Source organism: Pseudoalteromonas sp. J2K-J979 (assembly GCF_058169715.2).
Genome location: NZ_CM200282.1, coordinates 504,366 through 527,389 on the forward strand (window position 1 = coordinate 504,366; position 23,024 = coordinate 527,389).

The window sequence follows — 23,024 nt, forward strand, 5'->3', positions numbered from 1 at the left end:
TAGTTAACATCGCTCTTTTATTATGCGTATTAACTCATACGTTTAAATATCAGTGAGGTATTAATGCCACCAAAAGCAAAGTTATTACTCATCACATATTCAGTGTTAATTTCTCGGCCCTGGTGTTGTATGTAATCCAACTCAGCACATTCAGGATCAATGCGTTCAAGATTAATGGTGGGAGCAAACCAATTATCCTGCATCATATTGATACTGGCCCACGCTTCTATCGCACCACATGCCCCGAGTGTATGGCCTAAGTAGCTTTTTAACGAACTTATTGGAGTGGCACCCAGTGCAGCGTACGTGGCATGAGATTCGGCAATATCACCGCGATCTGTTGATGTACCGTGGGCGTTAACATAGCCAATTTGTTCTGGCGAAATCCCGGCATCATCGATGGCCTGTTCAATCGCCACTTGCATCGTCGCCGACGTTGGCTGAGTGACATGCATGCCATCTGAATTACACCCAAATCCTACAATTTCAGCAATGATAGTGGCACCTCGTGCGACAGCATGCTCGTATTCTTCTAACACTAAGGTGCATGCCCCTTCGCCAATGACTAAACCATCACGGTCTTTATCAAACGGCCGCGGTGTCTGTTTTGGTGTGTCGTTTTTACAGCTTGTGGCGTATAAGGTATCAAACACTGCAGCTTCGGTAATACATAACTCTTCTGCCCCCCCTGCAACCATGAGCTTTTGGCGACCAAACTTTATCGCCTCGTACGCATAACCAATCCCTTGTGAACCCGATGTACAAGCAGAACTTGTGGTGATCACGCGCCCTTTGATACCAAAAAACACCCCGACATTCACTGGCGCAGTATGTGCCATCATTTGAATATAGCTGGTTGCGGTTACACCGGTCATTTCACCAGTTTCCATCATTTTTCCAAATGCCATCAACGGCGCAGTCGAACCAACCGATGAGCCATACGCAATCCCCGTGTCGCCATTAGTCAAACTAGGGTGGCCAAGCAATTGAGCTTGTTCAAGAGCTAACTCCGTCGCACGGGTCGACATCAAAGCGACCCGTCCCATAGAACGAGTTTGCTTGCGACTATAGTGAGCAGGCTTTTTAAAATAAGTAATCGGCGCAGCAAGATTTGTATTTAACCCGTTGATATACCGCCATTCTGGCATTGTTACAACTGCGTTTTGAGCTTTTTCTAACCCTTGACGGACTGTATGCCAATCATCTCCAAGCGCCGTAATGGCCGACATGCCCGTAATCACCACCCGTTTCATTACACAATCCCGCCATTTAAAGAAATCACCTGCCGAGTGATATATCCTGCATCGTCAGACATTAAAAATGCCACAGTCCCAGCCACCTCTTGCACGGTTGCCATGCGGCGCAACGGAATCATTTTCATCATTTCATCTAACTGCAAATCGGCGGTCATCTCTGTTTCGACCAAACCGGGGGCAACACAGTTCACGGTAATTTTTCGCTTGGCTAACTCTAAAGCAAGCGCTTTGGTGGCACCGATGATCCCCGCTTTAGCTGCGCTGTAATTGACTTGGCCACGGTTACCTGCAATCCCCGAGACCGAAGCCATTGTGATGATTCGTCCGCCTTTACGGGCTTGTACCATCGGCATTACTGTTGGATGAACGACATTGTAAAAGCCATCTAAACCGGTGCGGATAACGGCATCCCAGTCATCGCCTTCCATGGCTGGAAACGCCATATCTCGGGTAATACCCGCATTGCAAATCACCCCATAATACGCACCATGTTGCTCTATATCGCTGCTAATTTGTTGTTTGGCCGCATCACGGTCACAGACATCAAATTGCAAAATAGACGCATCACGCCCCAAAGCATGGATCTCAGCTTGAACCGCTTGGGCATGATCAATTCCCGAACGACAATGCAATGTAATGTCATACCCTTGTTTTGCTAACCGCAGTGCGATCTCTTTACCTATGCCTCTGCTTGAGCCTGTTACAAGTACGCGTGATGTCATTGTTGTTCCTTTAAAAATTGTTCTGGATCATGGGGTTGAAATACATTGATTTTAGCGCTGGCCAGCGTGGAATCACCACACACAATACGGCATTCAAAGACACTTAAACCCGACTCGTCTTCGAGTAATTTTTGCACATGAATATGTAACAGGGCGCCTTGAGAAAAGTAACCTTGCTGAGTCTGGTACTTACGAGTACCTAATAAAAAACCAATCTGAACCGGTCGCCCCTCATCCAGTGCCAAGGCCCCCGCATATGCCGCAATAGCTTGTGCCATATATTCTGTGCCGATATAACTGGGTACCCCAGCATATTGAGGATCATAAAACGGGCTATGTGAATCAATATTCACACATGCCGTAGCACCTTCATCATGGTAACTGACTAACTCACTGAGTAAAATCATCGGAGCATCATGTGGTAATACTTGCTCAATGGCATACTGATTCATCTTAATTTCCCAAAACCAAGGCAACATTATTGCCACCAAACGCAAATGAATTCGACAAGCAGTACTGCAACTTATTCAGCGCGTGCCCTTGGCTAAACATAATTTGATTACATGCAGGGTCAATCGGCCCAAAATGCATAGGTAACCGTTTTTGTGTGTTTTGCTCTGTTAATAATAACCAGCAAATTCCCGCTTCAATCGCCCCAGCCGCACCAAGAGTATGACCGGTCAACGCTTTTGTGGAACTCACCGGGACTGATGCGCCAAAAATAGCAGCCAAAGCGGTGCTTTCCATAGCATCGTTTTTAATTGTCCCCGTTCCATGTGCATTGATATAATCAATATCCGCGGCACTGAGGTTTGCTTGCGCTAAAGCCTGCTTCATTGCCGACATTGCGCCAGTGCCTGATGGTTCGGGCGCTGAGACATGATATGCATCCGAACTAGCCCCACCACCGAGCAAATTAACGGCTGCCGAGTTCCGGGTCATAATAAAGAGCGCCGCACCTTCTGCGATATTAATTCCATCACGCTCAGAAGCAAACGGCTGACTAAATTCTTTAGCAGTGGAGTCGAGGGCACTAAAGCCATTGACGGTCATTTTACACAAACTATCGACCCCACCACATAACACAACATCAGCAAAACCGGCTTCAATCAGTGCCTTAGCGCTTAATAAAGCCTTGCCACTTGAGCTACAGGCGGTAGAAATACCAAAACGTACTCCATGGGCACCCGCGATGCGGGCAAGATAATCAGCAGGGGCATTTAATTCTTGCTGACTGTAATGAAATGTGTCTGGAAACTGTCCATCGGCTTGTAGCCTTTCTCGGGCGGTTTCTCCGTGTGCAATCCCTGATGTACTGGTGCCGATAACCACTGCGATTCGCTGCGGATCAATCTGCTGACACAAACGCTGATAATTGGCTTGAATTTGTTCAAAAGCGTGTTGAATCAATTGATTATTTCGCGTATTAAATTCTGGTTCTACAATCGTAGGTAATGATTCAGTCACTTTTCCTACCCAATAATCTCGCTCATCGAGGCTCAATTGTGGTTCTAAACTTAAACACATCTGCGGGCGCAAAGTGGGATCGGTGACATTGGACAATACCGAGGACTTATCATTGCCTAGTGTGCAAATAATCCCTAAATCGACTAAACCTACATTCATCATAGTTACTCTAAAGTCGTAATCGTCAATTGATAGTGACGGGTTAAATGTTGGATGACGGTCACAGAGGCTGACTTTTGTATGCGCACACTTGCGTTGCCATTTTCATGAAGCTCAAAACCGTCTGAGCGAGTCTGTATGTCACCTTGTAATAAGCGCTGTTTAAGTGACGCTTGAGGCCAAAGTGCCAATTGAATATCTGCGACAATATACTCAAAATTAAAATCTGAGACTGGCACATAACGCTGGGCGTGGATCCCTTGACCAGCCAGATACGTCAGCTCAAAAACTGGAAGGCCTTGCACTGAAGTAGCGACTAAGTTTAAGCCATTAGGCTGAAATTGTACCTGTGCCAGCAATGAATGTTGTTCGCCCTGATAGTCAACTTCAAGCAATTGACGGATTGTTTGTCCGACTAATGCTTGCGGCGGCGCTGTCAAGCTCAAGGCAATACCTGGTGATAACACCACGGGCTGTTGACTTGTTGTCTGGCTGCTACACGCGCCAAGCAGTAAAACCAAAACGCCAATAATTAAGTGCTTTGGCATAACTCAACCAACACATTCAAACGACGTTCGCTTTGCTTAACATACGGGTTATTTTCATCCCAAGCATAACCCGCCAAAATCGAGCTGATCATTTCTTTCACTGTGTGATCTTGCTGCTGATGAAAAATCACATCCTGAAACCGCTGATCATACCAAGCTTTAACAAACGTTTTAAAACAGTTCACCCCTTTTTTGAGCGCGTGACTGTACTCGATTTCAAAATCTACGTCGTCACCCGCTAAAACGCGATCAACTAACGGCGCAATCAACGCTGCCGAGCGCAGGGCAATCGTCACACCCGATGAAAAAACCGGATCTAAAAATTCCCCTGCATTGCCAAGCAACGCAAAACGCGGCCCATACAACGAGGTTACATCAGCAGAATACCCTTGAATCTTACGCGCTGGCACGGATTGCTCGGCCTGTGACAACAAACGCGCCAAATTTGGGTCTTGTTGGATATAACGATGCAAAATCTCATCACACTGCGTTAAGTTTTGCCCTGCCAAATGAACAGGATCGATCACCACGCCGACACTGGCGGTACCATCAGAAAATGGAATTAACCAATACCAAATATCATGGTGCTGAGGGTGCACTGTGATTAGAATTTTATTGCGGTCAAATTCATTGCAAGCAATGCGATCAACAAAATGGGCAAAAAACGAGCAGCGTTCAGTAAACTCAGACGGTTTTTCCAGTTGCAATAAACGTGGCAGCACCCGGCCAAACCCGCTAGCATCAAGGACAAATTCTGCCTCGAGCTGATACGCCACACCTAGAGTGTCTAAAACGGTCAATTGCGCCTTTTCAGTGCTTGTCTGGCAAGCTTGAACCGTGTGCTGGTAACGAATTTCAATGCCTTGTTGCTCGGCAGCATCGGCGAGTGTTTTGTCAAACGAAGCCCGCTTTACCTGGTACGTCGTACCCGGACCGGGCGTAAATTTCTCGGTAAAATCAAACTGAGTATCAATGCCCGCTCGATGAAAGGCTGCGCCATTTTTAAACTGAAAACCACACTGTTCGGCCTGTTGTTCAACGCTTTTCAGTAAGCCGGCTTGTTCAAGAAAGACCATCGATTGCGGGAGCAAACTTTCACCGATTGAAAATCGTGGAAACTGTTCTTTTTCAAGCACTAAAACACGACGGCCTGCTTGATGCAACAAACTAGCGGCCAAACTACCTGCCGGCCCAGCACCTATAATCACCACATCAAAGTGTTGTGTTTGCATCTTCTTTCCCTATCATTTGCGGTGATAACAGGTATATCACCAATAAGCCGATCATTAAGGTCAAACCAAAGCTAAATACCGCTGGTGTTTGGCTGAAAATGAGCATGCCAAAAACCAAGGCTGAAGAGACAGCCGACAAGCTGATGGCAAGCACCGCACTGTTTTTAAGCCCTTGACTGCGATAAAACACCATATAATCAATAGCTAGGGCAAACAGCAAAATCAGCGATAATAAATTAAACACATTGAGGTGTCCTTGGATGACATTGGCAACCGCTAAGGTAAAACAACCTGAAACAGTAAAGACCACGAAGCTGCGCAGTGCCGTTCGCCCTTCAAACATCCAGAAAAAAATACAACAACTCGCGACTACCATCGCCACAATCACCCACAGTAATTGCACTCGGTAGTGACCAAGTACCGTGGAGATTTCGTTACTTTTTGCCAGCGCTTGCACGGCACTGTGCTCGGTCAGTAATGCCTGATGTGTTGCATCATTCACGCCACTCAGGGCAACCCATAAAGCGGTGCTCTGTGCTTGGTGCACCACATAAAGTGGCATAAGTTGACCTAAAACAGAGTTAGAAAAATGCTCAGGGGTTAATAATTGCTGCGGTGTCGTTGTCGGCATTGCTAAGCCCAACTGCGCGGAAATATCTGCAAAGTAGCCACTATCGCGTTTATTTTCAAAGTCGCGCAGGTTGTTCTGTTGTGATGTCTGCGAAGGCAACCAACGTGCCAGCCCATCTAGCTGGGCCGAGTTAGCATGGGTATCGAGCCAAGATTGAAGCTGCTCTTGCTGTTCGAGCGCGTGTTGTAAGTCACTCCCCCACACTAAATAATACCGCTGAGACAACTTACCTAACACAGCTAAATTATATTTTTCGTTGGCGATTAACGCGTCCGGTGAACCGTTCAGTAAACGAATATCATCATCAAAATTAATGGGTTTCAACATCACAAGCAGGCATGCAAGTATCAAAAAAACGCCTGTCAGGAGACGCCCTTGCTTCGCTAGCCAATCTAGTTTGATCGTGGGAAAAATAGGATGGCGAGACCGAGTGGCACGGAGTTTTTGATGCAAAGGGGCCAGCGCAAACAAGGCAACGATCAGGGCTCCACATAAACCAAAAATAACAAACACCGCCACTTGTTTTAGGATGATCAAAGGTGATAAACACAACAATAAATAACCTAAACACGTCGTACTAAACCCTAAAATCATGGCTTTTTGTGTACTGCGGGAGATTTGCCCTGACTGCGAATGTTCGGTATCGGCTAAACCATGAAAACAATAATCGATTGCAATGCCGATTAATGTCATGGCAAACACTAAACTGAGCAGTTGAACCTGATCAAACAACCACACTAGGGCAACAAACCCAAATAAACACGCCATCAAGACAGTTAAACTGGCCAAAATAATCGGTGTCACTGAGCGAAAGACCATCAGCACAACGATCAGAAGCAACAATACGCTGATCCCACCGAGTACCGTAATTTCATGCTCTGCCTGCTCAGCATTGGCCGCAGTATGAAAAACAACACCAGAATGAGTAATCGCAACAGGAAAGGCAGCCTGACTGGCTGAGAGAGCTTTTAACAGCGTATTTTTCAATAAAACCGAGGCTTTAATCCCTTGATACTGCGGGGCAACATCATAAAGCAGCAAGACCACTTTTTGCCCTTCGAACTCTGTAACAAGCATGCCTTGTTCGACTGTTAAACTGCCACTTTGGCTCATGGTATGTTGTAAAAATGCCGCCGTCGATAAACTTGGATCCTCTGCTAATGTGGCCGAAACAAACGGGTTATTCAGGCTGGTTAATTGGCTGAAAAAGTAATCACTGACCGCTTGAGTAGAGCTCGTTTGCTGTTGATAGTTAAGACTAGATAGCGCACCCGGATAGTGACTATAAAAAGCAATCAACTGGTTAAACTCTGGTACATCGGGTTGGTCGAGGCTAAGAGCGTCGATAGCTGTCAATTCTGATGCTAAATGCTTGGCTCCCTGAAGTGCGTGCTCACCGCGAATGCTGAATATCAGGCGTGATTGGCTGCGTTGGTAAAACGCATCACTGGCAAGTTGTTGTTCAGGATCCCGTTGTTGCTGACTCGGTAACGCTGCTAACATATCACCGCTAAATTGAATTTTATCTTGTTGCCAAGCCAAAATTAGCAATGCGACCATAACGCTGCACAGCAGCATGGCACAAATTGTTGCCCAGCGATGAAAGTGCTTAAATGGCTGATTCATTTAAACTGCAGCGCTATTTCAGTGCGGTTGCCATTGTGCTCGTCTAACCTCAACTGTTCGACTTGCGTTTGCCCGCAAATAGTCACTAAGGCAAATACCTGAGACAGCGGGCCTTGATTAGGTGTTAACTCAACACAATGCGCTTGAAGCTGATTTAAGGTAAAAAAAGCGGCTAGTTGCTGCGTTTTTACGGTTAAAAGCGCTGATAACACACTCACAAATGGATCGGCTCCTTCGATAATTTGCTGCTGATCGCGATAATCGATATTGATCAACTGACCATCTGACAAAGTCAAAGTATTGCGGATCGGGGTCTGTTGCTGCCAAACAAACTCATCAGCTGAGACCCGAAATATTCCCTGTGATCGCATCGGCTGAGATAATGACTTAAAATATTTAGCCTGCTGATACTCACCGCTTTGCGGCATACTTTCTTTGGCAACAAAGCGGGCTAACGCTTTGTCTAACCCTTCATCAGCCCATGAAGGAGTAACAGATAGCAGCATTAACAGCGTTAAAACTATGCTTTTATTCAAGTGAAATGACCTTTTTTAATCGTGATAATAATGCATCAGGACTGACATATTGCATGTGCTGATCGGCGATAGCCACCGCAACTTGAACAGTATATCCTTTAGTCAAAACCTGACCCGAATCTGAGTCAGTGATAATGTAGTCAAGCTTTAAACGATGCTGGTACTCTTTCAAATACGCAGACACGGTTACTTTTTGTCGAAAGCGTAGCGGCGCAATATATTTAGTGCGCATGTCAACAATCGGCCACATAAAACCCGACTCCTGCATGTGATCGTAATCATAGTCAAATAAGCGTAATAGCTCACAGCGTGCCACTTCAAAGTAACGGGCATAATTACCGTGCCACACTACTTGCATTGGATCGCAATCGTGAAAAGGGATCTCAATGTCGACTTGCGCACGTAACAGTGCCTGTTTGCTATTCATATAACGCCCAACGTTGTGTTTGAATTGCCTCTACGGTCCGACGCAACGCTTGCTCTAGTGGGCGATCTTCACTGACAGTTGGAAAATAATCTGCAATATCTTGATACATCGCCATTACAGGGGCCGACAACGACTCGGGGGCAATTTCTTGGTGTTTAAACCGCAATCTCAGCGCCTGAACGGCAGCTAATAACGTGCTGGCTAACACTTGCTCGGTCAACTGCAACACACGAAGGCTATCGCGTGCGGCAATGGTGCCCATACTGACTTTATCTTGATTGTGACATTCTGTTGAACGCGAAAAAACACTCGCTGGCATCGTCAGTTTGAGCGCTTCGGCGGTATAGGCCGATGCCCCAATTTGTACCGCTTTGAACCCATGATTAATAAACTGACGCTCACCTTCACAGTCAGATAAATTTGCTGCGAGGCCATTATTAAATTTTGTATCTACCAGAGATGCAATTTGGCGGTCGGCCAAATCAGCTAAATTGGCTACCGCCGTTTTCATGCTGTCCATCACCATTGCGATGTGTCCACCATAAAAGTGCCCACCGTGTAACACGTGTTCACCAATGCCATCAATGATCGGGTTATCATTGGCTGAATTGAGCTCGTTTTCAATCATTTGCCTAAACCAAGGCAAACAATCGGCTAACACACCAATAATATGCGGCGCACAGCGGATCGAATAACGGTCTTGCAGTCGGTCTGCGTTTCGAGGATGGCCCTGGTGATTTAAGTCATCACGGATCCACGCCGCCACTTGCTGCTGGCCAGCGTGAGGTTTCACTGAAAATAAAATATCATCAAAATGATGACTATTACCCAGCATGGCGGCACTGATCATCGAGGTTACTCGCGTAGCTAATTGCGTGAGGTACTCTGCTCGAGAAAAAGCTAAACAGGCTAAAGCCGTCATCACGGCGGTGCCATTCATAATCGCGAGGCCTTCTTTGGGTCTTAATGTCAGTGGCGTCAGATTGAGCCTTTGCATCACCTCGAGGCTATTTTTAATCTCGCCTTGGTAATAAACATCACGCTCGCCAACTAGTGCGCCTGCCACGTAAGAAAGCGGAGTTAAATCGCCACTGGCGCCCACCGACCCCTCTTCAGGAATAACCGGCACTATGTCATGGTTGATAAAATCTCGCAGTAAGTTAAGCAGTGCCCAACTCACCCCTGAATAGCCTTGACTTAAAGACGTCAGGCGGGTGGCTAAAATGGCGCGGCCTTGTTCAGGAGTAAACATTGCACCTAAGCCACAACCGTGAAAGCGAGTCAGATGCAACGGTAATTCATAAGCTAAATGTACTGGCACACCGCGTGTCACAGAATCTCCAAAACCAGTGGTGACGCCGTAAATCACCCCATCTTCTTTTAATAAGCTATCGAGAAACGCTACGCCCGCATCAATTTTTTGGCAAAAATCAGCATCGCCTGCAAGCTGCACTTTTTGATTTGATTGAGCTAATGCAACGATATCTTCGATACTAATACGGCCTTGGCCAAACACAAGAGGGGGTAAAGTAGACACTAAAATAAATACTCCGAGTTAATCATCACGAGAGACGCAATCGTCTTTTTGCCAAAAATCAAAAAAATTAAACCATTGATACGGGGCTTGTAAACTAAAAAATGCTAATCGATCTGCATAGCGTTGAATGACCGATTGCAAGGCCGCTTGGCGCGTTTTACGAGGCAAGGTCAATTGCTCCGAAAATGCTTCAAAAATCACACGGTAGCGCGATTTATGCTTCAAACAAAATAACAGATATACCGGGCAATCTAACACCGCAGCCAAAATAAACGGCCCTTGTGAAAATGGTGCCTGCGCGCCTAAAAAATCACAATAACTGACCCGTTCTGACACTGAGGCACTGGTCCGATCGCCCACAATCACGACCACTTCGCCGTCGTCGATTTTTTGCTGCAAAATGATCGCTAATTCAGGGCTCATGTCAGTCACTTGAATCAGATCGACATTCACATTGGGGCTGATTTTTTGTAGAGTACGGTTAAATTCAACTGCATGATGCGTAAACACCAACACATTAATTTTGACTTGATAGCGTCCCATACTCAGCGCTCTGCACACTTCTAAATTTCCTAAGTGCGAACCTATCAAGACCGCCCCTCGTCCACTGCTTTGTAGCTGTTCAAACAGTGCGTGGTTTTCATAATCAATATCATCGGGACTAATACGCCCTGTCCAAGCATCTATTTTATCAAACGCAGAATCCGCAAAGCTCATAAAGTGTTTAAGCCCCTGCCAAAATCCCGGTTGTGCGATCTGCCCTTGGCATTGTGCAACACGACGTAAAAAGTCCAGCGATGCAGTACGAGCAACACGACCCGTGCAATAAAAATAAAACACCACAGGAAACAGCACAATCCATAGCCCTGTGCGCCCTAATACTCGGTAACTGAGTAGCAAAAAACGCATTCCCAGATAACTGCCTCTTTCGGCCATTTTCGACCAATGTTTAGTCGCCATGACGGCGCACCTTACGAAACAATAATTTTGGACTGCGCACTAACATGCCAAAAAACAAACGGGTGTGCATCCAACTGATCGCGATGTTATCTTCAAGCGGTCTAAAGTGAGAGATGCCGTCTTCGGGGTAAATGACTTGAGTCGGGAAAAAAACCGTATCCACCCCCCGCCAGTACAAACGCACCAGTATTTCGATATCAAAATCCATCCGCTGACCAAGCGATACCGTGTCTAACAACGCAACGGTGGTAGCGACTGGGTAAACACGAAACCCGCACATCGAATCTTTAATCGCAAACGATAAGGTTTCAACCCACACCCAAAAGTGCGTGATGTAGCGGCTGTATAAGCGGTGTTTAGGGACGCTCTCATCGTAAACAGGCTGGCCACTGATCACGCAAAGAGGCTGTTGTTGCGAGAGCGTCATTAAATGCGTGACATCACGCAATTGATGTTGGCCATCAGCATCAACCTGAATTGCATGGCTACAACCCAATTTTTGCGCCGCTCGTAATCCGGTTTGCACCGCCGCACCTTTGCCTTGGTTTTCGCTGTGCTCAACTAAGGTCAACCAAGAAAACTGTGCCGTTAATGTCTTAAAATAGGCACTGGTATCAGAGTCGCTGCCGTCATTCACCATCACAATTGGCAACTGTAAACGACTTAAATCAGATAACACCTCAGCAATCACACTTCGATGATTATAATTGGGAATAATAATACAATAACTCATAGCGCGTGACCCAACACCACTCGTCCAGATGCGTGTTGACCCCGTGCTGAATGGTAACTAAACAAAAATTTAGTCTCAGACTTTTTTTCGATTTTCAGGCTGATGGTCATATCAGGCACGATCACGACCTGAAACTTGAGAACCTCGACATTTTGCACCGCTAAATCAGCTAAACCTAAATATTGTTTCGCGTATTTAACCGCCCAATCAAGTTGCACGACGCCCGCTAAAATAGGGGCTACATTAAAGTGGCCGTTAAAATAATCTAACTCAGGTGAAATATATAACGCCATTTCAAGTAGGGGATCTTGGTGCGTGACACTGAGCACCTGAGGCGTAATACAATTAAGCTGATTCAAACAGTTTCTCCAATTGAGCTAACACTAATTTCCCCTGCGGATTATAAGGCAAATGAGGGAGGTATCGAAACTTACGAGGCAGACAAACAGCTTCAAAATGCATTGAAAGGTGTGACTTAATCAGTTGATTTAGTGCTCTTTTCTCTGCATCAGTGTGCGGCAACGCTCTATTATCCGCCAACTCTATCACGCAACCTAAATACTGACGTGTACCTTGTAATACAATCACTTTCACGTCGCTAACCTGTGCTAACGAGGCAATATGGCGCTCGACAGCATCTAGATTAACGCGTTTTTCTTCTAATTTAAGCGTGCGATCAATGCGCCCAAGTAAGTCAAAGTGTCCATTGCTATGAACCCGTCCTAAATCATCCAATAAGATATCTTTTTCGGGTAAATACGCTGAATTCAAACACACTTGTTGGCTACTTGTAACATTGGACACATTAATACCACTGAATGGCTGCCAGCATGCAGATTGCTGTTGCGTTAAGCACCGATATGCAATGCCGCCTGTTTCGGTGCTGCCGTACACTTGCGTGATGGGTAAGTGCCAATCTCGCGCCAACTGGTAAGCAACTGCATCGGCAAGTGGCCCACCTGATGAAAATACACGCTCTAAATGGCATGCGTGCGTAGCAAGCACATCGTCCTGGGCAAGCCGTGATAAATAAGCAGGGCTGGCAATGAGCGTAATTGTTTCATGTTCTGAACATGCTTGCGCTAATTGTTCTGGGTAATCAAATTGAGTGCACACAATACGCGCCCCTGTTTTTAGGGGCCACAGTAATTTGAACAATAAACCATAAATATGTTGATGAGAGACGGTACTCAGTATGGTGCTTGCGTGAGTCAGGGCAAACGTCTGCGTTAGGGTATCGACTTCGAGATTTAACTGCCACCACGCTTTCTTAATAGCTTTAGCTGCACCTTGACTCCCTGAAGTAAAAAAAGTCAGTTGGCTCTGACTGCTATTTTCAGGCCATTGCCATTGTTTAACGCCTTTACATCGCGCAACTGAGTGGCCAGTGATCGCCGCGGTCAAATCGTGTTGGATCGCAAGATCAGTAAACTGTCCCACCACCCCATCGCATGACTGTGCAGCATCATTGATGCTTTGCGGTTGGCCATTGGCTGGGAGCACGATATCAATATTTGCTGACAACAGCGCAAGTAACCAAAGGCTAAACTGAACACTATCAGGATGATACAGCAGCGCTTGCTTGATTTGGTGCAGATGACAAAACTGTTCAATCTGTGCACTCAACTGACCCACTTGCATCGCAAATTCTCGCCCACACAATGTAGTATGGTCAGCGCGATAAAATAACTGAGGTTGAAGGAATAGTTGCGGTTGTGTCATGATGACGCACGCTGCTTGTACCATTGACGAAAAATAAATTCCCCTGCAAATAAAGCGCCCATCAAACAATACGAAATAAACCCATTGTAGAGCGCCCAAAGGGCGAGATCGGCGGTGTAAACCGTCCAACTAGCAATGCCAATGTTGATGACAAAAAAAACACACCACACTTGGGTCACTTTACGTGTATACCACACGCCACGTTCATCGAGTTGCGGCTCTTGTAGCCGAGCAAATGTTTCTATGACACTTGGACCTCGCCACAGAGAATAACCAAAACTCACCAACAGCACCGTACTCATTAGCACAGGGTAAAGTGAAGCAATCAGAGTGCTCTGCCAAAAAATAGCGCCGACTAAGCACATTCCACCGAGTAGTGATGCTGGGAGAAACCAAGGGGCGATTGCCACTTTTCCTTTACTAAGCATCATACGCAGCACCAATAAACCCAGTAAGGCAATTAAAACAGTATTGAGTTCAAAGTATGCAAGGCCAAAATAAACAATCGCAGGGTATAGTAGCCCAATGATTATCAATGCGATACTGGCGATGATTTTGAGCACATTAACCCACAAGTTTTTCTATTTCGACCACGACATCTTCAATTGTACGAACTTGCTTGAAGACTTCAGGTTCGATTTTTTTCCCTGTAATTTCGCGTAACTTAACCACAAGATCGACTGCATCAATACTGTCTAAATCGAGTTCTGTATAAAGGTTCGATTTTAAGTGAATATCCTCTGACTCCACTTCAAAGTCATCAACTAAAATAGTGGTTAAGACCGCTAAAATTTCTTCTTGGTTTTTCATTACAACCTACTGCGCTTTTTGTTGCTGGATAAACTCTGCTAAGGCATTAACAGAGGAAAAATACTGTTTGGTTTGTTCTGAGTTAGCATCAATTTTAACGTCATAACGCTTTTTTATCGCTAACCCTAACTCCAGTGCATCGATGCTATCAAGCCCTAGGCCATCGATGAATAGAGGGTCATTATCAACTATCTCATTGACGCTGATATCTTCTAAGTCGAGTGAATCGATAATGAGCTGTTTAATTTCTTGTTTTAAAGTGTCACTCATGGGTGATTAATTCCTGTTTAAAAAAAGCCTCAAGCTTCTGTGTTAACTGTCTGGCCTGTTGTGCCAACGTATTTGTTGGCAATACATCGCGGTCAAATGTTGAATTTGATAACCACATTTTAAAATGGGCGCGTTTTTTTGCCACCTGATACCAGGCTTCTGATTTCGTTAGCGTTGACGGTTGCATTGAAATACCGACAAGAGAAATAGGTGCCTGACATCGTAATGCAATATTGGCGGCTCCTCGCTTAAATTGCAGTGTTTGCCCTGGTGTGGTGCGCGTACCTTCTGGAAATACGATTAAATTATTCCCAGCGCGTAAACTTTGCTCGCAGTCTTGCAACAAGCCTTCAGGTGATTCATTACTGATGTAGCCTGTAGAATGAATCACTCCACGAATAAATGGGTTTCGAAATAAATGCGCTTTAACCACACAATCTGCATTCGGTATGGCAGATATCAATACGACGACATCTATCAGTGATGGGTGATTGGCCAGAACTAGCTGTCCCTTTAACTGCGCAAAACGATGCCTTTGGATGACACTAAAGGATATCACTCGGGTAATCGACATCAAAGCGACAAAAAATTTAAACCCATAATGAACTGTTTTACGAGCAACGCATTTACGGGTGATTTCATTGCGATAATACACTCGTTGTAATGGAAAAACGATCACTGTTAATATTACGCCGCCCATGCCAAACACACTAAAACAGCATCCTGTGGCCACGACCCGCCACGCTCGTTCTAAAAGACTAAACACGACGACACTCCCAGCGCATTGCATGCCCGATTGGTAATACGTGCTGTTCGCTGGCAAGCCACTCGATAAATTGGAGAGCTTGTACCGAATTTGTTTCTGGCGCAAGATGCTGACTCGGCGAAAGATCCAACGCAATGCTTGAATCATTTGATATCGCAGACAGACTAACTCGAAAACCTAAAGCCACATCAACTTGTTGCTCATCTTGAAAGACATCATAAAGGGCTGGCAAAACTTGGTCTGCATAAATCACTAACACAGAATCAACAGGGTGGGTATTCAAATAAGCACAAGTTTCGATCAACCCCGCTAAAAAGCTATCTTTTCCTGCACTGATTGCATTCATTTCATGACGATTTTCAGTCAAAATAGACCATAATCCCACCACTGCATTATGGACAGATAAACCAAACGAAGTTGGCGAAATCTCATGCTCTGTGACCATCTCTGTAATGATTTTCGAGGTGCGATGTAAATCACCATGGCGCGAAGCAAAGACCACAGGAGGTGAATGAGTGCCTTGCGAAGTTGCACAATAAGCAACTTGCAGCGCCATTTTTGCAAAGGAGCTTAACCGTCTGCGCTGCATGGCCGGTACCCAAGTCAAAGGAGGTAATTGACCTTCTTCTTGCAACAAAAAACGCCGAGCAGGCACAGATAATGTCTTCGCCGTCGTATAGAGCGAGATATTATCGATATAGATGAGCATACTGCAGCATTCCTTCGCGTATAAAAAGGCGCAAATATTAGTGAAAATGTAAGATTTTAGCAACAATAGAATGTGATATTGCTGTAAAAGATTGTAAGTGAGTTAATTAATAATCAACATGTTGATTCGACGTGCGTTAGGTAAACCTCTGCAGAACAAGCTTTCATTTATTGCTAAAATAGCAACTAATATTCGATCACCAACGAAGTATGCTATACAAACAAAAGTACTCATTGTTGCTCAGAAGCAATGGCAGACCTGAATTATTTAGCAAATTAGATTTGCTGAGAAAACTTGGCTTTAACAATCCGGATAAGCCGCGCTTTTACATCTAACTTTAAGCCAAACACCACTAAGCTAGTCGACAAAATACTAATAACCAGAATGCTTTTTGTAATTTTTAACCCTGTAAAGACTAATAACACCAAGAGCATCGCGACATAGGCAAGACCTATCATCCCTAAAAACAAACACAGGCCTTTAAAATCGTTATTCATCTGAATTCCTTTTTATTCTAAGCAAATTCAATTTAACAAAGCTTTAACAACCTGCCAAGCAACGGATCGTAAACAAATGTGTCTCGCGCTATCACTTTGATAGAGCAGTAATACTGCGGATAAACCACGGCGCAATGACTTCAGCTAATCGGTGATGATGAATTGCACTCAAATGCACCCCATCATCTGAGCTGGCTTGAACATACTGATTACAATCTACAAAATTAATTTGATATTGTTCACACACTCGCTTAAAGCCAGCGATCACTTCAGGTAATTTTTCGACTGCACCAGCGTAAATCCGCGTGTAATGACCAACAGGGAGGGGTGCTAATGGGGATAACACCACAAACTGAGGTGAAACAAGAGTGTGTTCATGATAAAAATTAAAAATATTGTTTAAAAGTGCCTCCAGTCCACCAACAAAGTCTCGCGGTTTATAGTGATACTTTGCTTTTAAATCATTGGTGCCCAGCATGATCACTAAATATTGAGGACGAAATTGATGCAGTAAATCGGCTAAGTAGTGCCCACCTGACTGTGACCCTGAAAACGAACAATGATGAATCAAGGTACGATTTGGTTGCCCAGCCTCAATCACCTTAATATCTTCTTTTTCAGCAGCTTGAGAGAGTAAGCCCTCCAGCAAACACGGCCAACGCTGTTCAGCAGGTAAGCGCTGACCCGTCGCCGGACAGAGCCCCCAAGTGTTTGAATCACCAAAACACAGAATCGTTGTCATTATTAATTAGTACCCTAACTATTTTTCAGGGCTTTGTTTTTGCAAAAGTCCAACTTCTAACACTGGGGACGCATCTAAGTCTTCAGCATCCATCATACTGACCATACGTTGCATCGTTGCTAACATTTGCGATTGCTCCCATTCTTCCATCGCTTCAAATCGTGCAATGAAGTGTTCTTGCAGTGGTGTGGGTGAGTCTTGAATAATTTCGATACCTTTTTCAGTGAGCGTGATACCGACTTTACGTTTGTCTGTGATTGATCGTTCTCGAATGACGAAATTTCTTGCTTCTAAGCGATCTAAAATACTGGTGATCGTGGCCGAACTTAAATTAATTCGTTCAGCTATTTGCTTAACCATCACACCTTCTTGCTCCGCAATAGCTTGCAGAACCAGTAACTGCGGGCTAGTTAGACCAGTTTCTTTACTTAATTTTTTAGAATATAAATCAATTGCGCGAATAACTTGTCGAATAGAAACCAGTAGTTCTTCATATTTTTTCATACTACAACTCAGTACAACTCTAATAGATTCAATTCTAACAAATTTGCATGCAATTTTGAAAGATAAAAATAAAAACACTTTAAAACAACACCTTATATAAAAACAAAATATTAAGGGTTGATCTTTAAGCAATATCACCTCAATATAATAGTTAGAATACAAATTATTAGTGGTAAACATGATTAACTTCGATAATTTGATTCTATTTATACTCTGCAAACATTCATTAATTGATTGTTTTAAAATAAATTAAATTATATTCAATCCATAAATTGCGTTTTAAACAAGCCGATTTATCGATTGAATACAAATGAAAACAGGTAAATAATGACACTCTTAAATAGGGCAATACCAGCACGAGATTACGCTGCCTGTGTATTGGACTATCCTTTTCTTCCCTGTGCGCGTTCTTTCGCTGCGTCGGCTATTCTTCGTTTTTTAAAGAAAAAACCAACCTACCTAATAGAGCACACAGCGCAGCTTTTACAGCTTCGCCTACGAGGCTTTTTAATCCAGTATTTCACTCTCACATTAATGAAAAAAGAGGACGTATGTCGATAACACATAAACAACGCTTAGTCATTAAAGTTGGCAGTGCATTAATCGCCCCAGCCAATTCTGGCTGCAGTGAAAAGTACTTAAAGAATATTGCTGAATTCATCCACCGCTGTCGACTCAATGGTCAACAAGTGGTGTTAGTCTCTTCCGGCTCTGTGGCTGCGGGTAGGCAGTGGTTCAATGACCCCGCTCCTTCTATTGCTATCAAAAAAGCCATGGCTGCTGCAGGACAAACCAGCATGATGGCCATGTGGGATAGGCTGATCAATCTTCCTGTTGCTCAAATACTGCTGACTCATGCTGATTTGTGTGACCGAGAACGATATATCAGTATTAAAGAAACCATAAACTCATTACTCGATAACGGCATCATCCCTATCGTAAATGAAAACGATACCGTGACCTCTGAAGAATTAAAAGTGGGTGATAACGATAACCTAGCCGCCATGACCGCAGCAGCTGTTGATGCCGATGCATTTATTATGTGTACTGATGTAGATGGTTTATATGATAAAAACCCGCATAAATTTAGCGATGCGACTTTGTTGCAAACAATTGACACCATTGATGAGCGTATTTATCAAATGGCAGGTGGTGCAATTAGTTCAACTGGCACAGGCGGAATGCTCACCAAAATTGAGGCCGCAGAAAAAGCCACCGCGCAAGGCATCGATACGTTCATTGTCAATGGGTTTGAAGCTCGCTCATTTCATTGTTTGCTCGAAGGCCAACATCCTGGTAGCCACTTTATTGGAAATGAAACCCCGATGGAACCGAGCCAACATTGGATGACTCATACTACGAAAGCATGTGGTGAAGTCGTCATCGATGAAGACAAAACCCATTTTACTGACACCAACGAAGTCTTAACCAGTGATGACATTATTGCTGTTAAAGGTGAATTTTCCGTTGGTGACACGATATTGCTCACCACAGATGATGGTACGCAAGTCGCCAAAGCCACAGCAAATTATAGTAGCTGCCTTTTAAATTATATAAAACAAGAAGATAGCAGTGATGATTCATCCTCATCGATTCAACCACAGCATCACTCGATTATCTCAAAAAAACATTTAGCCGTCCTGGAGAACGCATGAATTTAATTACCGACTTATCACAACAAGCGTCAATGGCTGCACGTACATTGTTAGCATTAAAAGAAGAAACCAAAAACACCATTTTACGGACGATGGCAACGAATCTTCGTGAGCAAATGCCCGCGATTCTCGCAGCAAACTTTAAAGACTTAGCACAAGCTGAAGCGGATAATTTACCCGCTGCAATGTTAGATCGCTTAATGCTCAATGAAGAGCGTATCGAAGCGATGGCTAAAGGCATTGAAACCATAGCGGTATTGCCCGATCCGGTCGGTCAATTACGAGACTTAGGCACTCAGCCTAATGGTCTCAAGATTAGTAAAATGCGGATGCCGTTGGGTGTCGTATGTATGATTTTTGAAGCTCGACCAAATGTCACCGCTGACGCCGCCGCCTTATGTTTTAAATCCGGCAATGCCGTTATTCTTCGTGGTGGCAAAGAAGCGCTGCACTCTAGTAAAGCTATCGCAAAGATACTGCAAGATGTGCTGGTGTCTTTTGAACTACCACCTGCACTAGTGACTGTCATACCCAGTGCTGAACGAGCCTTATTAATGGATTTAATGCAGCAACGGGATCATATTGATGTGATCATTCCCCGTGGCGGTGAAGGGTTAATTAACTTTGTGACTGATAACAGTAAAGTCCCGGTTATCCAGCACTTTAAAGGTGTCTGTCATTTATATATTGATAAAGAAGCCGATTTAGAAGTTGCGATAAACTTATTGCTCAATGGTAAAACGCAGCGCACCGGTGTCTGTAATGCTTTAGAAGGTTTAATTGTGCATCGCGATATTATGGCTAAATTTTTACCCTTAGCTTCATACGCATTGAAAATGCATAACGTAAAAATTAATGCCTGTGAAACAGCGGCTGCATTTTTTGAAGATGCTACTTTACTGACCGATGATCAATTTGGCCAAGAATATCTCGATCTTGAAATTGCCATTAAAGTAGTTGATAACATGTCACACGCGCTGGATCACATCCATCAATTTGGTAGTAATCATACCGAAGTGATTTGTACGCAAGATCCTATCCGGGCTGCACAATTCCAGCGCTTAGTCGATGCCTCCGTGGTGATGATCAATGCATCATCTCGTTTTTCTGACGGTAGCGAATTAGGTTTAGGCGCCGAAATTGGTATTGCCACAACAAAGTTACATGCCTATGGTCCAATGGGGCTAGAGTCTTTAACCACTGAAAAATACCTCGTATCAGGTGAAGGGCAAGTTCGCGCCTAAGCCACCGATTTGCGCCAGTGCTTTTGCATGGCGCATCTTCATAAACTTAACCTCACTCGATTAAATTAGCGCATTTTTTGCGATTAATGAGCGGCGATACTCACTGGGTGTTTGCGCAAACTTTGCTTTGAACACCTTATAAAACGTACTGCGATTATTAAATCCTGACTGATAGACAATCTCAGATATCGATAATCTTGTTTCGCCGCGCTCTAGCAGCTTTGTTGCGGCAACTAATCGATGTTGATTCAAAAAGTCATAGAAATTTGTATCGAGGTGTACGTTGAGTAACTCAGATAACTGATGACTACTAATCGCCAATAATTCTGCGAGTTTTGCCAAAGAGATATCACTATCGAGATGAGGTTGTTGTGTCTGAATAACTTGCTGTAGGGAGTCACTGAGCTCTATCACCATGGACGGACTTAACTCAAGCTCTCGCACAATACTCGAGACAGGTGGAGTGCTTGGATGGTCGCCATCGCTTTGATTCTCTGTATGGGCGAATAAGAGAGGTGTATCAATCACCGTCAAGATCGCTATAACGCAAACAAATAATCCGAGCCCACAGGCAAAAAGATTCATTAAATCTAAATCAACTTGCCACTGTTGGATCATCATCACCACAACCACTAAATCCACGGCCATTGCAACCGCAAGCCCACAAATTAAAAACAATAGCCAAAAATAACTGGTGTCGCTAAATTCCAGCATTAATCGATTCAATTTAACCCTGTGAGACAATAAGAGATGCAAACTGACCGCCAAATATGCAAAAACCTGTGAAAACAGCACGGTTACATACACACTGACAGGCAAGATAATCTGGTTCAATTGAATCGTGGCCACCATAACAAAAGGCACAAAGTGCCCTAATGCAAACCAATTCGGCGGCGCCCCACTTCCTTTTAACAATAATACTCGCTGTACAAGTAAAAGCATCACAGGCCCATAAACCCAAGTTAAATTGAAGCGAATGGATTGCAAAATGGCAATGGGATCGCCCATCACCAGTTGTATATATGTGTCTAATGCGGGAGTTAGCAGTAAACCAATTAAGCCGATGAGGAGTGTTTTAACTGATTTATCACCCTTTTTCTTGAGAGACAAAAACAAACATGTCCAACACCCTATCGCGATGTAAAAAATAAACCACGCTTTGTACCACTCCATATTTGTTTCCACTTAATTCCCCTTTTTGGCTAGTGTACGTTCGGTAACACAATCAGCAAAGATGAATATCATCTACCTCATAACGCCCGTATTTTTCACTCCTTTTATTTGAACGTTGAAAAGCGTCCCCTAAAAATAATGGTGCCATTAGCAAAGTTTTGATACCAGTACCCTGAATTTTCTGATGTGAAGGTGTACACCATTGTATAAGGTAAAGTAAAAAAATCAGAGGTTTGTATCGCAGTTTCGACAGCTGTATTGGCAGAAATTCGTTGATATTGATATTGGCCCACTGAATCGATATTACCTTGGCCTATTCCTTTGGCTGAGTATTGACCATCTTGATGGTAAGTTTGTATAACGACCCCTGATGTCGGATAACCCCCTGGTAACGATGACACCGTGCTCTCGATGGTCAACGCAACATTTAACCCGCTTAACGTGATTGGTGCCAAAGGCGCATCATCAGTTAACACGGTAGTGAAATCACCTTTTAAAATTGCTCCACTTGAATAAGTTTGTTCGAATGTGCCTGATTGTTCATTTTGGAAATGGTAATAGGTAATGTACGCCCCTTTTTCGAAATCGACGGCTTGTTCGACTGCGGTTGTACCATTTAAACGATAATAAGAGTATTGTCCTTCAATGGGGTGATGAGCCACATCACCCACAGCCACACCGTGCATTTTCTGCATGCTATCAAAACGCAAAGCGATGGCCCCTTGAGTCGCAAATCCTGCTTGAGGTTTCGACTTCGGTTCGTCAACAATCAAATTCATTGTATAGCCGGCTATAGACGCAGGTGCATAGATAACAGGGCAGCTTTTTAAGTCAGTGATACTATCGTTTGAAGGCATAGTCACCATAGGATTCGCTTGACATGCGCTAACTAAGCATAGTGAAGTCAGGGTAAGTGTTAAAGGCAGGTAATTGCGTTTCATCTTCATTTTCATTTCTCCGAGGTTTTAAACATCTGATTGTGCCTAATCTCCCCGAAGAAACGTCTATTTCGCTCGAAAACAACACCTAAAATCGACCAAACAACTCAAGTAAGGTTACTGATTCAGCCCACCTGTCAACATGGCGAAAAATAAATTA

At 44.2% G+C, this 23,024-nt stretch carries 26 protein-coding genes; 2 read left to right on the forward strand and 24 right to left on the reverse strand.

Features of this window, described 5'->3' with window-relative positions; genetic code table 11:
- Nucleotides 1-29: 29 nt before the first annotated feature.
- From AC3KVK_RS18720 to AC3KVK_RS18825, 22 genes are all read right to left on the reverse strand, one after another.
- Complete coding sequence (locus tag AC3KVK_RS18720; RefSeq protein ID WP_490310134.1) at nucleotides 30-1,253, reverse strand: beta-ketoacyl-ACP synthase; 1,224 nt, start codon at nucleotides 1,251-1,253, stop codon at nucleotides 30-32.
- Nucleotides 1,253-1,978: a 3-ketoacyl-ACP reductase FabG2 gene (locus tag AC3KVK_RS18725; protein ID WP_490310133.1), complete on the reverse strand. Its 726-nt coding sequence runs from the start codon at nucleotides 1,976-1,978 to the stop codon at nucleotides 1,253-1,255. Before AC3KVK_RS18725 ends, AC3KVK_RS18720 begins: the two co-directional genes overlap by 1 nt.
- Entirely contained in the window at nucleotides 1,975-2,430 is a 456-nt protein-coding gene (locus AC3KVK_RS18730; RefSeq protein WP_490310132.1) for an ApeP family dehydratase, read from the reverse strand. The genes AC3KVK_RS18725 and AC3KVK_RS18730 overlap by 4 nt, the downstream gene beginning before the upstream one ends.
- A gap of 1 nt (nucleotide 2,431) precedes the next feature.
- Nucleotides 2,432-3,607: a beta-ketoacyl-ACP synthase gene (locus AC3KVK_RS18735; protein ID WP_490310131.1), complete on the reverse strand. Its 1,176-nt coding sequence runs from the start codon at nucleotides 3,605-3,607 to the stop codon at nucleotides 2,432-2,434.
- A gap of 2 nt (nucleotides 3,608-3,609) precedes the next feature.
- Nucleotides 3,610-4,152, reverse strand: coding sequence for an ApeN family LolB-like membrane protein (gene apeN, locus AC3KVK_RS18740; RefSeq protein WP_490310130.1), 543 nt, complete (start codon nucleotides 4,150-4,152; stop codon nucleotides 3,610-3,612).
- Complete coding sequence (locus AC3KVK_RS18745) at nucleotides 4,137-5,384, reverse strand: NAD(P)/FAD-dependent oxidoreductase (RefSeq protein WP_490310129.1); 1,248 nt, start codon at nucleotides 5,382-5,384, stop codon at nucleotides 4,137-4,139. The genes apeN and AC3KVK_RS18745 overlap by 16 nt, the downstream gene beginning before the upstream one ends.
- The gene (locus tag AC3KVK_RS18750) at nucleotides 5,365-7,641 is read right to left on the reverse strand and encodes an MMPL family transporter (RefSeq protein WP_490310128.1); all 2,277 of its coding nucleotides are present in this window, start codon (nucleotides 7,639-7,641) and stop codon (nucleotides 5,365-5,367) included. The genes AC3KVK_RS18745 and AC3KVK_RS18750 overlap by 20 nt, the downstream gene beginning before the upstream one ends.
- Complete coding sequence (locus AC3KVK_RS18755) at nucleotides 7,638-8,177, reverse strand: LolA family protein (protein WP_490310127.1); 540 nt, start codon at nucleotides 8,175-8,177, stop codon at nucleotides 7,638-7,640. Before AC3KVK_RS18755 ends, AC3KVK_RS18750 begins: the two co-directional genes overlap by 4 nt.
- The gene (locus tag AC3KVK_RS18760) at nucleotides 8,170-8,604 is read right to left on the reverse strand and encodes an acyl-CoA thioesterase (protein ID WP_490310126.1); all 435 of its coding nucleotides are present in this window, start codon (nucleotides 8,602-8,604) and stop codon (nucleotides 8,170-8,172) included. Before AC3KVK_RS18760 ends, AC3KVK_RS18755 begins: the two co-directional genes overlap by 8 nt.
- Nucleotides 8,597-10,141 carry an HAL/PAL/TAL family ammonia-lyase gene (locus AC3KVK_RS18765; RefSeq protein ID WP_490310125.1) on the reverse strand — a complete coding sequence of 515 codons (1,545 nt, stop codon included), beginning with the start codon at nucleotides 10,139-10,141 and terminating at the stop codon, nucleotides 8,597-8,599. The genes AC3KVK_RS18760 and AC3KVK_RS18765 overlap by 8 nt, the downstream gene beginning before the upstream one ends.
- A gap of 18 nt (nucleotides 10,142-10,159) precedes the next feature.
- On the reverse strand, nucleotides 10,160-11,101 hold the full coding sequence (locus tag AC3KVK_RS18770) for a lysophospholipid acyltransferase family protein (RefSeq protein ID WP_490310124.1): 942 nt from the start codon (nucleotides 11,099-11,101) through the stop codon (nucleotides 10,160-10,162).
- Entirely contained in the window at nucleotides 11,091-11,834 is a 744-nt protein-coding gene (locus AC3KVK_RS18775) for a glycosyltransferase family 2 protein (protein ID WP_490310123.1), read from the reverse strand. The genes AC3KVK_RS18770 and AC3KVK_RS18775 overlap by 11 nt, the downstream gene beginning before the upstream one ends.
- Nucleotides 11,831-12,193 carry an ApeI family dehydratase gene (locus AC3KVK_RS18780; RefSeq protein ID WP_490310122.1) on the reverse strand — a complete coding sequence of 121 codons (363 nt, stop codon included), beginning with the start codon at nucleotides 12,191-12,193 and terminating at the stop codon, nucleotides 11,831-11,833. The genes AC3KVK_RS18775 and AC3KVK_RS18780 overlap by 4 nt, the downstream gene beginning before the upstream one ends.
- Nucleotides 12,180-13,556 (reverse strand): AMP-binding protein, encoded by a 1,377-nt coding sequence (locus tag AC3KVK_RS18785; protein ID WP_490310121.1) that lies wholly within the window; start codon nucleotides 13,554-13,556, stop codon nucleotides 12,180-12,182. Before AC3KVK_RS18785 ends, AC3KVK_RS18780 begins: the two co-directional genes overlap by 14 nt.
- The gene (locus AC3KVK_RS18790; protein ID WP_490310120.1) at nucleotides 13,553-14,119 is read right to left on the reverse strand and encodes a COG4648 family protein; all 567 of its coding nucleotides are present in this window, start codon (nucleotides 14,117-14,119) and stop codon (nucleotides 13,553-13,555) included. The genes AC3KVK_RS18785 and AC3KVK_RS18790 overlap by 4 nt, the downstream gene beginning before the upstream one ends.
- A 1-nt stretch (nucleotide 14,120) precedes the next feature.
- On the reverse strand, nucleotides 14,121-14,366 hold the full coding sequence (locus tag AC3KVK_RS18795; RefSeq protein ID WP_490310119.1) for an acyl carrier protein: 246 nt from the start codon (nucleotides 14,364-14,366) through the stop codon (nucleotides 14,121-14,123).
- A 6-nt stretch (nucleotides 14,367-14,372) separates the two neighbouring features.
- On the reverse strand, nucleotides 14,373-14,636 hold the full coding sequence (gene apeE, locus AC3KVK_RS18800; RefSeq protein WP_490310118.1) for an ApeE family acyl carrier protein: 264 nt from the start codon (nucleotides 14,634-14,636) through the stop codon (nucleotides 14,373-14,375).
- Complete coding sequence (locus AC3KVK_RS18805; RefSeq protein ID WP_518526942.1) at nucleotides 14,629-15,402, reverse strand: 1-acyl-sn-glycerol-3-phosphate acyltransferase; 774 nt, start codon at nucleotides 15,400-15,402, stop codon at nucleotides 14,629-14,631. The genes apeE and AC3KVK_RS18805 overlap by 8 nt, the downstream gene beginning before the upstream one ends.
- The gene (locus AC3KVK_RS18810; protein ID WP_490310117.1) at nucleotides 15,395-16,111 is read right to left on the reverse strand and encodes a beta-ketoacyl synthase chain length factor; all 717 of its coding nucleotides are present in this window, start codon (nucleotides 16,109-16,111) and stop codon (nucleotides 15,395-15,397) included. Before AC3KVK_RS18810 ends, AC3KVK_RS18805 begins: the two co-directional genes overlap by 8 nt.
- 275 nt (nucleotides 16,112-16,386) lie before the next feature.
- The gene (locus AC3KVK_RS18815; protein ID WP_490310116.1) at nucleotides 16,387-16,608 is read right to left on the reverse strand and encodes a hypothetical protein; all 222 of its coding nucleotides are present in this window, start codon (nucleotides 16,606-16,608) and stop codon (nucleotides 16,387-16,389) included.
- A gap of 91 nt (nucleotides 16,609-16,699) precedes the next feature.
- Nucleotides 16,700-17,350 carry a GDSL-type esterase/lipase family protein gene (locus AC3KVK_RS18820; protein WP_490310115.1) on the reverse strand — a complete coding sequence of 217 codons (651 nt, stop codon included), beginning with the start codon at nucleotides 17,348-17,350 and terminating at the stop codon, nucleotides 16,700-16,702.
- A gap of 18 nt (nucleotides 17,351-17,368) precedes the next feature.
- Nucleotides 17,369-17,854: a MarR family winged helix-turn-helix transcriptional regulator gene (locus AC3KVK_RS18825; protein ID WP_490310114.1), complete on the reverse strand. Its 486-nt coding sequence runs from the start codon at nucleotides 17,852-17,854 to the stop codon at nucleotides 17,369-17,371.
- 551 nt (nucleotides 17,855-18,405) lie between these two features.
- On the opposite strand from AC3KVK_RS18825, the gene proB reads away from it, so the two are divergent.
- A complete protein-coding gene (proB, locus tag AC3KVK_RS18830; RefSeq protein WP_490310113.1) occupies nucleotides 18,406-19,509 on the forward strand; it encodes a glutamate 5-kinase in 1,104 nt (367 codons plus the stop codon).
- On the forward strand, nucleotides 19,506-20,753 hold the full coding sequence (locus AC3KVK_RS18835) for a glutamate-5-semialdehyde dehydrogenase (RefSeq protein ID WP_490310112.1): 1,248 nt from the start codon (nucleotides 19,506-19,508) through the stop codon (nucleotides 20,751-20,753). The genes proB and AC3KVK_RS18835 overlap by 4 nt, the downstream gene beginning before the upstream one ends.
- Nucleotides 20,754-20,813: 60 nt before the next feature.
- Here AC3KVK_RS18835 and AC3KVK_RS18840 read toward each other — a convergent pair whose 3' ends face one another.
- The gene (locus AC3KVK_RS18840; protein ID WP_490310111.1) at nucleotides 20,814-21,938 is read right to left on the reverse strand and encodes a helix-turn-helix domain-containing protein; all 1,125 of its coding nucleotides are present in this window, start codon (nucleotides 21,936-21,938) and stop codon (nucleotides 20,814-20,816) included.
- A 92-nt stretch (nucleotides 21,939-22,030) separates the two neighbouring features.
- The gene (locus tag AC3KVK_RS18845) at nucleotides 22,031-22,873 is read right to left on the reverse strand and encodes a hypothetical protein (RefSeq protein ID WP_490310110.1); all 843 of its coding nucleotides are present in this window, start codon (nucleotides 22,871-22,873) and stop codon (nucleotides 22,031-22,033) included.
- Nucleotides 22,874-23,024 lie beyond the last annotated feature (151 nt).

Excerpts from the sequence above, each read along its gene's own strand:
- AC3KVK_RS18785 (WP_490310121.1), bottom strand. The coding sequence starts at position 13,556 with ATGACACAACCGCAACTATTCCTTCAACCTCAGTTATTTTATCGCGCT.
- apeN (WP_490310130.1), bottom strand. The coding sequence starts at position 4,152 with ATGCCAAAGCACTTAATTATTGGCGTTTTGGTTTTACTGCTTGGCGCG.
- AC3KVK_RS18775 (WP_490310123.1), bottom strand. The coding sequence starts at position 11,834 with ATGAGTTATTGTATTATTATTCCCAATTATAATCATCGAAGTGTGATT.
- AC3KVK_RS18820 (WP_490310115.1), bottom strand. The coding sequence starts at position 17,350 with ATGACAACGATTCTGTGTTTTGGTGATTCAAACACTTGGGGGCTCTGT.
- AC3KVK_RS18725 (WP_490310133.1), bottom strand. The coding sequence starts at position 1,978 with ATGACATCACGCGTACTTGTAACAGGCTCAAGCAGAGGCATAGGTAAA.
- AC3KVK_RS18760 (WP_490310126.1), bottom strand. The coding sequence starts at position 8,604 with ATGAATAGCAAACAGGCACTGTTACGTGCGCAAGTCGACATTGAGATC.
- proB (WP_490310113.1), top strand. The coding sequence starts at position 18,406 with ATGTCGATAACACATAAACAACGCTTAGTCATTAAAGTTGGCAGTGCA.
- AC3KVK_RS18815 (WP_490310116.1), bottom strand. The coding sequence starts at position 16,608 with ATGAATAACGATTTTAAAGGCCTGTGTTTGTTTTTAGGGATGATAGGT.
- AC3KVK_RS18720 (WP_490310134.1), bottom strand. The coding sequence starts at position 1,253 with ATGAAACGGGTGGTGATTACGGGCATGTCGGCCATTACGGCGCTTGGA.
- AC3KVK_RS18810 (WP_490310117.1), bottom strand. The coding sequence starts at position 16,111 with ATGCTCATCTATATCGATAATATCTCGCTCTATACGACGGCGAAGACA.
- AC3KVK_RS18750 (WP_490310128.1), bottom strand. The coding sequence starts at position 7,641 with ATGAATCAGCCATTTAAGCACTTTCATCGCTGGGCAACAATTTGTGCC.
- AC3KVK_RS18845 (WP_490310110.1), bottom strand. The coding sequence starts at position 22,873 with ATGAAGATGAAACGCAATTACCTGCCTTTAACACTTACCCTGACTTCA.
- AC3KVK_RS18835 (WP_490310112.1), top strand. The coding sequence starts at position 19,506 with ATGAATTTAATTACCGACTTATCACAACAAGCGTCAATGGCTGCACGT.
- AC3KVK_RS18795 (WP_490310119.1), bottom strand. The coding sequence starts at position 14,366 with ATGAAAAACCAAGAAGAAATTTTAGCGGTCTTAACCACTATTTTAGTT.
- apeE (WP_490310118.1), bottom strand. The coding sequence starts at position 14,636 with ATGAGTGACACTTTAAAACAAGAAATTAAACAGCTCATTATCGATTCA.
- AC3KVK_RS18745 (WP_490310129.1), bottom strand. The coding sequence starts at position 5,384 with ATGCAAACACAACACTTTGATGTGGTGATTATAGGTGCTGGGCCGGCA.
- AC3KVK_RS18735 (WP_490310131.1), bottom strand. The coding sequence starts at position 3,607 with ATGATGAATGTAGGTTTAGTCGATTTAGGGATTATTTGCACACTAGGC.
- AC3KVK_RS18770 (WP_490310124.1), bottom strand. The coding sequence starts at position 11,101 with ATGGCGACTAAACATTGGTCGAAAATGGCCGAAAGAGGCAGTTATCTG.
- AC3KVK_RS18825 (WP_490310114.1), bottom strand. The coding sequence starts at position 17,854 with ATGAAAAAATATGAAGAACTACTGGTTTCTATTCGACAAGTTATTCGC.
- AC3KVK_RS18730 (WP_490310132.1), bottom strand. The coding sequence starts at position 2,430 with ATGAATCAGTATGCCATTGAGCAAGTATTACCACATGATGCTCCGATG.